6 protein-coding genes and 1 pseudogene are annotated in these 6,462 nt (G+C 49.8%); 2 read left to right on the forward strand and 5 right to left on the reverse strand.

The features are described 5' to 3' along the window. The 3 genes and pseudogenes from QMM04_RS23210 to QMM04_RS19990 all read right to left on the reverse strand — a co-directional run. A pseudogene (locus tag QMM04_RS23210) lies at positions 1 to 86 on the reverse strand (RidA family protein); the annotation flags it as partial. Between the two features lie 164 nt (positions 87 to 250). Beyond that, on the reverse strand, positions 251 to 1,687 hold the full coding sequence (locus QMM04_RS19985; protein ID WP_282996844.1) for an MFS transporter: 1,437 nt from the start codon (positions 1,685 to 1,687) through the stop codon (positions 251 to 253). An 80-nt stretch (positions 1,688 to 1,767) separates the two neighbouring features. After that, entirely contained in the window at positions 1,768 to 2,514 is a 747-nt protein-coding gene (locus QMM04_RS19990) for a glucose 1-dehydrogenase (RefSeq protein ID WP_282996845.1), read from the reverse strand. A gap of 129 nt (positions 2,515 to 2,643) precedes the next feature. On the opposite strand from QMM04_RS19990, the gene QMM04_RS19995 reads away from it, so the two are divergent. Continuing rightward, on the forward strand, positions 2,644 to 3,519 hold the full coding sequence (locus QMM04_RS19995; RefSeq protein ID WP_282996846.1) for a LysR family transcriptional regulator: 876 nt from the start codon (positions 2,644 to 2,646) through the stop codon (positions 3,517 to 3,519). Between the two features lie 234 nt (positions 3,520 to 3,753). Here the strand turns inward: QMM04_RS19995 and QMM04_RS20000 are convergent, their stop codons facing one another. Then, complete coding sequence (locus tag QMM04_RS20000; RefSeq protein ID WP_282996847.1) at positions 3,754 to 4,689, reverse strand: DJ-1/PfpI family protein; 936 nt, start codon at positions 4,687 to 4,689, stop codon at positions 3,754 to 3,756. An 81-nt stretch (positions 4,690 to 4,770) separates the two neighbouring features. Between QMM04_RS20000 and QMM04_RS20005 the strand changes: the two genes are divergently transcribed. After that, entirely contained in the window at positions 4,771 to 5,721 is a 951-nt protein-coding gene (locus QMM04_RS20005; protein ID WP_282996848.1) for an alpha/beta hydrolase fold domain-containing protein, read from the forward strand. Positions 5,722 to 6,189: 468 nt separating this feature from the next. Here QMM04_RS20005 and QMM04_RS20010 read toward each other — a convergent pair whose 3' ends face one another. Beyond that, a complete protein-coding gene (locus QMM04_RS20010) occupies positions 6,190 to 6,399 on the reverse strand; it encodes a YdgH/BhsA/McbA-like domain containing protein (RefSeq protein ID WP_282996849.1) in 210 nt (69 codons plus the stop codon). Between the last annotated feature and the right edge of the window lie 63 nt (positions 6,400 to 6,462).

Consider the following 6,462-nt stretch of genomic DNA (forward strand, 5'->3'; position numbering starts at 1 on the left):
AATGTGCCATCGGCTTCAATGACGGGAGAAAAGTGCCAGTCAGTGTAATAATGTTGAAATTCTGCAGGGGCTATCGCCTGTTTCATCGTTTTTTCTCAGGTTGATAAATGATTCAATGCCAGCGTACTTAAAATTTTTATAGCTGAAAATAACTTAAGTTCATACAGAGTATTACTCACTTTGTATATGACAAGTGACAGCTAAAGGATGCAATTTCTATCTCACCGAGTATCCGAACCTGTTGCCCGCCTCAATCAGAACTATGCCGGGAGGTTTTATGGCCAAGCCGCATGCTGAGCACGGCGCCGGTGGCAAGGCACGCCGCCATCGCCAGTAGCGAGACAATAAAAGCATGAGAGATATCCGCTCCGCTGTGACAGTCATCCAGCATGCTGTAAAAAATGCCGCCAATAATGGCAGCGCTTAGCGCTGTGCTGAGCTGTAATGTCGAGCTGGTTACGCCGGCGATCATCCCAGAATAGGCTGGCGCAACCTGGCCGGTCACCATTCTCACCAGTGTGGGCATGGCCAGCCCCTGACCAAGCCCGGTAATAAACAGGAGTATGGCGAGCGGTAGCATCCCTGGAGCGTTGCCAGCCAGCGTATTGGCTATCAGCCATGCCATACCCGCTAAGCCCAACACCTCGCATCCCATTCCGATCGCGCTCAGGTAATTTCCGACGAAACCTCTCAGGTAAGGCGTTAATAATGGCCCAATCAGGTAGCCGAGACCAAACGGCAGGAAAAGCCTTCCTGCTGTAAGAGCCGTCAGGTTCAATGCGCTTTGAAGATAAACAGAAAACAACAAAAAGAATGCGGCGATCGAATAAAACAGCAAAACAATGGCCAGCGCCTGTCCTAATCCAGGCGTACTCAACACGGAAGGTTCAAGCAGGGGCGAACCGCCCTTCTGACTCAGGCGGCGCTCATAACGCCATAACAGTGTGCCCAGCAACGGGACAGCCAGGAATAACAATACTGTCCACAAGGGCCATCCCGCCTCACGGCCTTCAATCAGCGGCACAATGAGCGCGCTTAGCGTGAGCGTTGCCAGTAGCATGCCGATGGGATCCAGACGCTGTGTGGATTGCGCCCGCGTCTCCTTAAGTAATCGCAGGCCAAAAAGAATAATCAGCAGCGCTACCGGCAGGTTTACGAGAAAAATTGTTCTCCATCCCAGGTGAAACAGGTCTGCTGAAATCAGTACGCCCCCCAGTACCTGTCCGATAACCGAGGCCAACCCAAACACAGCACCATAGATGCTAAGCGCTAATGGTTTTTCCGCTTCGGGAAAAATGGCCTGTATTGAAGCCAGCGCCTGAGGTGCCATAATCGCGGCCGTGGCGCCTTGTAATATGCGTCCGGTAATCAGAACCCACGGTGACCAGGCTAAACCACACAGCAGCGATGCGGCGGCAAATCCCATAAGGCCGATGAAAAACATCTTTCCCCGGCCATAAATATCACCCAGCCGGCCACCGGTAATTAATGTGACCGCATACACAGCGGCATAGGATGAAATTACCATCTGTTCAGCAGAAGATGAGGTACCCAGCTCGCCCTGTATTGCAGGCAGCGCCACATTGACAATAAAAAAATCGAGCGGCGGCAAAAATGCCCCAACCAGTAAAATGATAAACATCGCCCAGCGACGCGGCTCGCCTTGCATGATGCTATGGCTCGACATAGAACACTCCATAGAAACCCTACCGTCCCCAAAAGGACTTTTGTCATCGCTTAATTACAGGTAACCCGTCAGCGGGTGTATCAGCGCATGCCGCCGGAAGCCAAAATTACCTCACCGGTGACCCACCCTGCGTCGTCTGATGCAAGAAATGAGACAATTGGTGCCACATCTTGCGCCTGTCCGATGCGGCCAAGTGGCGTCTGCTCTTCATTCCATGTCTGGAACGCCGAGTTCATCGCCCCTGCGCTATGGCTACCTTCCGTTTCGATCAGGCCAGGGTTGACCGCGTTAACGCGAATGCCTCGGGGACCGAGCTCTTGTGACAATACGCCCGTGATGGCGTCAACAGCGCCCTTGGCGCCACTGTAAATGGCACTTTCAGCGATAAACACGCGGGTGACGAAAGAACTGATATTGATGATGCTGCTGCCTTTAGCCAGGTACGGCGTGGCAGCGGCCGTCACCAAAAGCGTGCCTAAAACATTAATGTCGAATTGCCGGCGGTAGAGTGCTTCGGTGCTCTCTTCAATTCTGGCGAACTGATAAACGCCCGCGTTATTGACGACAATATCCAGCTGTCCAAAACGTTCGATAGCCGCGTTAATCAGTGCCTCAACGTCGGCTTGTTGAGTAACATCCGCTGCTACTGCTAACGCCTGTCCCCCGGTAACGGTAATGTCAGCCACTACTTTTTCGGCATCGTTTTTTCCTGAAGCGTAATTAACAATCACCCGCGCACCGTCCGCCGCCAGCTGGCGGGCAATCGCGGCGCCAATACCCTTCGATCCGCCGGTAACGATGGCAACTTTATCTTTTAATTTGTTCATAATTTCAGCTTCCTGTTATAACCGTCTGACGCGATTTGAATGAGGAAGCTATGGTGATGCTTACATTGTTGTTTGGGAACTGACATTTTTGTATATTCGATGTTCATTTTTGTACGGTGAGGTGCGAGCATGGAATGGAGTGACGTTCGGATATTTTTGGCGGTAAAGCGTAAAGGCTCTTTCGGGGAAGCGGCCCGCAGCCTTGGCGTGAGTCATCCGACGGTAGGTCGCCGTATAAAAGCGCTGGAGGATGAAGCACAGCAAGCGCTCTTTCGCCGGACCCGTGAAGGGCTGGTGCTAACGGACGCTGGCGATCGCGTGATGACACTGGCCGAAGCGATGGAGGACTCTGCGCTGGCAATGGAACGCCGCCTGGCGGGCAATCATGAACGGCTTGAAGGAATACTGCGAATATCTTCCGCGGAATGGTTTGCAAATTATGTACTGGCGCCGGTGCTGAGCGAACTGACGCGCCGCCACCCGGCGATTATGCCGGAAGTCATTGCCAGTTACCGCTTGATCAATTTGTCGCGCCGTGACGCCGACATCGCGTTTCGCATTGTGCCTTTTACCGAGCCGGATATTGTTCAGCGTCGCCTGATGAGTATGCCCTACGCACTCTATGGCACGCCGGAAAACGCCCAGTTAATGCTAAACGATCCGCGCTCGGTGGGGCTGATTTTGATGAATACCGAGCAATCCCATTTTCCTGACGTATCCTGGTTGCTTGAGCGTTTTCCGCAGTCGAGATGTGCTTTTAAAAGCACGAGCCGGGCGATTCAGGCGCAAATGAGTGCTCGCGGGATGGGCATCGCCGTACTACCTCAACCGTTGGGTGATGCCACTCCAGGGTTGCAGCGCCTCGCAACGCCTGATTTGCCTCCTTCACGAGATATCTGGGTAGGTTACCATCAGGATCTTCGGCACATGGATCGCTTACGTGCCATGTTGGATATCGCAGATGCAATGGTTGGATCACTTGAAATAGTTGCTGATGTGCGGTGACATCGGCAAACAAGGCGCGGGCTTATGGCCTCTTAGTACTGTGAGTTCAACCGATGGATGCAACACACTTATTAAACCGCTCTGTGCCAGGATCGGACATTGCTAACATTATTCTTGCGGACATTCTCTGGACAGCAGCCATTCATCATTTTCAATCAACATTAAGCACTAAAGCGACATCGGTCAGCACAAATCCTCCAGGCTGTACTGCAGGAACATATTGTCCAGTGGCAATCACATGTGTGTTCTCAGATTGCGAGGAGAAATGTTGAAGGTTCTGACAAAAGCTTTCCTCATATGCGCGAGACTTTGAAAGCCACTTTCTTTTGCGATAGAGGATAACGGAAGGTTGGTATTTTCTATTTTACTTCGTGCAAATTCGACTCGTATACTTTCAACGGCACGAGCCGGTGAAAGACCGGTATAGGTAATAAATTCGCGAGATAACTGTCTGGCACTCAGAAATGCCCGTTCAGCCAGAGCTGATACGCTTAGATCTTCTTGTAAATTCAGGCTAATAAACTCAAGAATTTTTTGAAGGCGTGGCGGTGGCGGAGTTATAGCCTGCATCTTCACATACTGTAGCTGACCACGTGTACGCCGATGTGGGATAAGCAGAATGCGGGACACAAGGTGCGTAAGCGTTTTCCCATGTTCAGACTCAACCAGTGCTAACGCAATATCCATACCTGCCGTCGCGCCAGCGGAAGACCATACGTCCCCATCTTCGACCACTATCTCATCAGGCTGAAGCATTATATCCGTGTGTAATCGCTTAAGCTCAGCTGCCCGTGCCCAGTGCGTGGTCGCTTTTTTTTGTGACAGTTTTCCGGAAGCAGCGAGAAGAAATGCCCCCGTACATACCGATACGTAACGTGATGCGATGTCGCGCTTAAAAAGCGCCAGTATTTCTGGGTCTAAGCTGGCAGTATCAACACCACGCCCGCCAGGAACAATCAATACATCAAATACTTTTCCTTCAGCAGAACCGGCATGCAGGGTTGCACCGATTGAGCTTTCTATTACTCCTTCTTTTACACTAATTATTTCAAGCACATATTGGTTTTCCAGCTCAAGATAATTATTTGCAGTCTCGAAAACACTCAGCGGCCCGCTCAAATCGAGAAGGTTAAAGTCAGGAAAAATTAAAAAACCGATGTTACGCAACATGTCCTAAAAGAGCCTTTATATGTCATTTGAGACAGGCATACAGTAAATCATAATCTGATTCGAGACACTAAATAAGGAATTATGATGAGCTATGTACTTGATCCACAACTTGCCGAACAACTGGCAATTTTGCAGCCCGCTTTAGCAGCGCTGCCAGCGGTCATTACCGGCGATGCTTTCAGCCTCAGAAGCCGGCTGGCAGGATTTTATGAGATTGTAAATCAAGGACTGGCGATACCTCAGGGTCTGACGTTCACTGATGTTGAAATACCGTATGACGGTTTGCAATTAAGCGCGCGCCGTTACTCTCCAGAACGGTCGTTATCGAAAGGAATAGTTTTGTATGTCCATGGTGGTGCTGGTGTGGGAGGGACTGGTGAGTTATACGATAAAATCGTCAGTAACTATGCGTCAGAAAGCGGCATTGATTTCATTTCTCTCGAATATGGCCTGTCACCTGAAACAAATGGGTTAACACAAACGAAGCAGGTTATTGCTGCGTGGAATTGGTTAAAGGATAGCTCAACAGATCTGGATATCGACCCGAAAAAAATCGTGTTAATGGGAGACAGTGGAGGAGGCGGTATCGTTGCTTCCACGGCAATATATGCGCGTGACCATCAAATCTCGCTGGCCGGGTTAGTTTTGATTTACCCTATGATTGATCACAAGACTGCGGCTGTAAGTCCGGCATTAACGCCTTTTTTATCGGTGTCTGTCGATGACGTAACGACTGGCTGGGCTGCGCGGCTGGGTAATGAAGTTGAAAATGATTTACTTCCTTACATCAGTGCCTCTACGGTATCAGATATGACTGGGCTTCCGCCGACATACCTTGATGTTGGCGAACTGGATCTGTTCTGCAATGAAAATATTGAATGGGCCAGCCGTTCAGTTTCAGCAGCGGTTCAGACAGAATTTCATTTATATCCAGGTGTTAATCATGGTTTTGATCTTCTTGCTCCGGCATCGGAGGTTTCCCAGACAGCCATGAGTTTACGGTGTAATGCTATCCGCAGAATGTTAGCGTAGCGGCCAGTCTGTTACATGGGACAGGGCAAAAGCTGAATCTTTGTCCTGTCCCACCATCAGTTGAAGCATGACACCTCTATATTCTTAGCTGAGACTGCGGAGATGTAAGACTAATTCAGAGACATCATCTCTGAATTGTTCCGTACGACATTGGCGTTTTGGAGTAACAGCGGCGGTGTCAGAAGGGAAGTTATGTTTAATGTGATAAAAATATTCATCTGCCATCAGATAATGTCTGCTTCACGCCCTGAGACATTCGACAAGCTTTTATGGCTTCAGTAAGGTCGAGTGTCGCGATTTGAGAGCCAGCAAATACTTCGCTTCATCGTACTGGGTTCTGGTTTTCCAGCAGCAATAAATCAGTAAGACAAATTTGAACGGCAGCGCCCTTCATCCGGCTATTCATGCCTTCCGCCCAAAAACCAAAGGCCGCTTTGAGCGGCCCTTAATCATCTATTAGAGACCAACTTATTTGGTCAATTCAGCAGAGATATAGGCACCATTGTTGAAACGGGCGCTGGTAATTTTGTAGGAAGCACCTGCCTGATGCGCCTGAGCAGCAATCTGCGCTTCTGCGGCATCCAGAGTAGAGGCTGACGCGGTGACGCTCTGAGCAAAGCTACCGAATGAAACAGCTGAAAGTGCGATAACTGCAACGAAAGTTTTGATGTTTTTCATGGTCTGTTCCTCAATGATTTATTTAGTTTGTAAGGCTATCTGCCTCAATAGATTAATCATGCG

Source organism: Pantoea sp. Pa-EAmG (assembly GCF_030024295.1).
Lineage (GTDB): Bacteria > Pseudomonadota > Gammaproteobacteria > Enterobacterales > Enterobacteriaceae > Pantoea > Pantoea dispersa.

Coding starts and splice junctions, on each gene's coding strand:
- QMM04_RS19995 (WP_282996846.1), top strand. CDS start 2,644: ATGGAATGGAGTGACGTTCGGATATTTTTGGCGGTAAAGCGTAAAGGC.
- QMM04_RS20005 (WP_282996848.1), top strand. CDS start 4,771: ATGATGAGCTATGTACTTGATCCACAACTTGCCGAACAACTGGCAATT.
- QMM04_RS19990 (WP_282996845.1), bottom strand. CDS start 2,514: ATGAACAAATTAAAAGATAAAGTTGCCATCGTTACCGGCGGATCGAAG.
- QMM04_RS20010 (WP_282996849.1), bottom strand. CDS start 6,399: ATGAAAAACATCAAAACTTTCGTTGCAGTTATCGCACTTTCAGCTGTT.
- QMM04_RS20000 (WP_282996847.1), bottom strand. CDS start 4,689: ATGTTGCGTAACATCGGTTTTTTAATTTTTCCTGACTTTAACCTTCTC.
- QMM04_RS19985 (WP_282996844.1), bottom strand. CDS start 1,687: ATGTCGAGCCATAGCATCATGCAAGGCGAGCCGCGTCGCTGGGCGATG.